Here is a 3771-nt window from a genome sequence, read left to right on the forward strand (position 1 = left end):
TTATTATCGAGTTCGGTGACCGCCTGGACGGTCACTTCTGAGAAAAGGCATTTACACAGAATCGTGTACAGGGTCCCCATTGACTTTAAACACAGCTGCTCTCCCGGTGGGAAAGGAGTGTTGCTCCTGTTCCCTCTCCCCGTGGGAGAGGGTTAGGGTGAGGGCATCAGGCCGCACTAGATCGTCCACGCACTTCTGGCTTCGCCATTGATTAACAGCTTGCGTTTTTCCCCTTCAGGCAATGACACTTTCAGCGTTTTCCATGCCTGACGGTAATCGCCAGTTGCCGTTACCGTCAGATTGATCGCCGCCCCGTCGCAAGCCATCTCCCACTTAACCCACAGCGCATTGCCGTTTTTGTAGCCCCAGGACTCGCCGTCATCTTCAAACAGCAGTCCGGTTGAACATCCGACCCCTTTGAGCGGGAACAGCTTCAGTTCTCGGGTATCGTCTTTTTCCGCGTTAACGTGGGTGATGCGCTCGCTCAGCGGCAAACCCGCGCCAGCCCGCACCAGCAGCGGCAGTTTTTCCAGCGGTGCATCAAGGGTTATCCACTGACCGCCAGAGAACCATGCATGGGTGTAATAATCGTACCAACCGCTCTCATTCGCCGGCAGCCAGACGCGGCGCTCGCGTAGGCCGGGTTCGACAACGCTTGCCACCAGGATATCGCGGCCTAGCAGGAAATCATCACACTCTTCAAAAGTCTGGATATCATGCTCATGATCGAGGAACGTCGGTCGCAGCATGGGTTCATCGTCGGCGTGTGCCTGCCACAGCAGCGTGTACAGATAGGGCAGCAGACGATAGCGAAGCTCAATGGCACTGCGGATAGCGGGCGTCACACCCGGATACATCCAGGGTTCATTGACCGTCCGATCGTCATTCCACGAGTGAATGGTAAAACGTGGATGCATCACCCCGTTTTGCACCCAACGGACAAACAGCTCAGCGTCCGGCTTATCGCCGGAAAACCCGCCAACGTCATGACCGACGTTAAACAGCCCAGAGAGGCTCATCCCTAACCCCATCCGCGTGTTGTAACGCAGGGTGTCCCAGTTAGTGCGGTTGTCGCCGCTCCAGGTTTGCACATAACGTTGCATTCCGGCGCAGCCTGAGCGGGAAATCAGGTATGGACGTTTATCAGGCGCAAAACGCTGCTGGGCCTCCAGTGAGGCGCGCATCATCAACAGCGGCATCACCGGACGAATATGCTTAATCGCAATCTCCTGACCAAAACCGTGACAGCGAGCTTCGCCGTCCCACACTTCAAATTCGTTATTATCGTTCCAGGTCGAGTCAATGCCCATTTCCAGCAGTTGGGTCGTCACGCCATCCTGCCACCAGGCGATAGTCTGTGGGTTAGTGAAGTCGAGGTTAGAGCCTTCGTCATCCCAGAAACTCGAGCGTTCCGGGGAATTGGTTTCAGAATCCCAAATAAACAAGCCTTTTTCTGCCACCTCGTTATAGCGGGGATGATCCTGCAACAGGCACGGCTTGATATTGGCCGCGAGCTTCAGCCCCGCGTCGTGAAAGGCCTGGCTCATCGCCTTTGGTTGCGGCACTTTGTCGTAGTTCCAGTTAAAGACATAGCGCTTACCCTCGATCGAGGTATAACCGGAGGAGAGCTGGAACGAGTCGCACGGGATCGCGTGCTGCTCACACAGACGAATAAAGTTCATCAACTGGTTTTGCGCATCCGGCGCATCGGTGTAATGCATGGTTGAACCGCTGTAGCCAAGGCTCCATTTGGGGCCGAACAGGGTTTTACCGGTCAGGCGAACAAAGGCTTTAGTGACATCCAGCGCCCGGGCACCGGTAAAGATGTAGTAATCGATATCGCCTGCTTCGGCCTGCCAGCGGCGATAGGCGGTGTGGTAGTTATCGATTTCATTACCGAGATCAATCCAGCAGCTACTGAGGTTGTCATAAAACAGGCCATAGCTGATGTCATCCCGGTGGGTCAGGGTAAAGGGAATATGCTTGTACAACGGGTCGGTGCTGACCGCGTTATAGCCCATAGCATCAAGGTTGCGCATCTCAAAGCGTTTTCCGGTGCGTTGCAGATTGCCCGCCTTCTCTCCGAGTCCGTAGAAGCGCTCCTCTTTTTTGCGGCTCAGATAATGCGCCACGCCGTCACCGTTTGCATTAATCAGGTAGGCGCTGGTGGGTCTGTCGCCCGCCAGCCATTGCCACTCTCCGGCAGCATTACGGTAATGCCACTCCAGCCACAGAGGCTGATGGACGGTGACGCGCAGCCGATCGGTGGCGATGGTCAGTTGCTTGTCGTGCTGCTCCAGCGTCCAGGTCGGGCAGGTGAAACCGCTCAAATCCTCACGATGGCGACCTTCCCAGGGCACATCCTGCACCGGCGCGATGCTCCAGGTTCTGTTCAGCGCCAGCTCACCTTTGCGTTTTAGCAACACCCGGAACAGCGTATTTTCCAGGACATACAGGCACAGGGTGTGCTGTTCGTCGACGCATAGCTCAACATGGTGCGCGGTTTGGTTTTTCAACGTCCAGTTTTTCAAAGTTTTCATCTTACATACCCATTATCAGACGCGTTTTACGCGACGTTCAGCGATAAATGACACCAGGAAAATAGCCCCGATCAGGTCAAAAAAGCCCATAGCGATAAACAGCGGGTTAAAACCAATTTTGTCGGCGGTAACGCCAATCAAAAGGGAGAAAAGGAAGCTTGCGATCCACGCCGCAGAGCCGCGCATACCGTTGACGGTGGCCATCTGGCCTTTATCAAAGGACTCCACCACCAGCGCGCTGAGCATGCAGGAGATTATCTGATGGCCAAAGCCGCCAATTGAAATCAGGGCAATGGTGATATAAGGATCGCGGGTGATGGCGACGATACCCAGCGAGATCATTAAAAAAGCGCCGGTTACCGAACTTGCCACCACCGAGTTCACCCGGGAGCAGCCAAACCAGCGGGTATACAGTTTGGTGAGATAGCCACTGGCTACGCTGCCGAGATCGGCGGCGAGGAACGGCAGCCAGGCAAACATGGCAATCTGTTTTAAATCCATACCATGTTCTTTTGCCAGATAGAGCGGCACCCAAAAACTCAGTACCGCCCACGCGGGTTCAGCCATAAACGCCGGGATGGCAATACCATAGAAGCGTTTGTTTTTGGCGACCGTTTTCAGCGCCGTTAAAAAGGGGAGTTTCACCGCCGGAGGTTCGTTATCCTGGCTGATGAAGGCCATCTCTTCTTTACTCAGGTTCGGGTGTTTATCCGGGCTGTGGTAAAACGCCCACCACAGCACCACCCATACCAGAGCGAGGAAGCCGGTAAACATAAACGCCCCCTGCCAGCCGAAAGAGGCGTGGGCAAAATAGATAATAGGCGGTGCGAGCATCGCGCCTATAGAGAAACCAACGCCTGCCCAGCCTGCGGCAACGGGGCGTTCTGATTTCGGGAACCACTCACCCAGCGTTTTGGCGTTGGCCGGTGTTGCTGCGGCTTCTGAAGCCCCCATGGTGAAACGCAGGATCGCCAGTTGCAGCCAGCTGCCTGCACCCGCATGGGCAATACAGGCGATGGCCCAAATAGTGGCGCACACCATAAAGCCCACTTTCAGGCCAATGACATCAATCAACCACCCACAGAGCGGCTGGAAGAGGGTATAGGCTATACCCAAGTAACTTCAAGATGCAGGATGGTAGTGCTTAAACAACCTATACCCAAGTAACTTCAAGATGCAGGATGGTAGTGCTTAAACAACCTATCCCTACGACTGACTTGGGTTCACTGGC

General features: G+C 54.9%; 1 protein-coding gene and 1 pseudogene. Both read right to left on the reverse strand.

Features of this window, described 5'->3' with window-relative positions:
• Window positions 1-176: 176 nt before the first annotated feature.
• Window positions 177-2540: a TIM-barrel domain-containing protein gene (locus tag ACSZO4_RS25015; RefSeq protein WP_437891798.1), complete on the reverse strand. Its 2364-nt coding sequence runs from the start codon at window positions 2538-2540 to the stop codon at window positions 177-179.
• Between the two features lie 15 nt (window positions 2541-2555).
• Window positions 2556-3650: pseudogene (locus tag ACSZO4_RS25020) on the reverse strand (MFS transporter); the annotation flags it as partial.
• Window positions 3651-3771: the final 121 nt, after the last annotated feature.

It is taken from the genome of Phytobacter sp. V91, from assembly GCF_965644225.1.
Taxonomy (GTDB): domain Bacteria; phylum Pseudomonadota; class Gammaproteobacteria; order Enterobacterales; family Enterobacteriaceae; genus CBFFRJ01.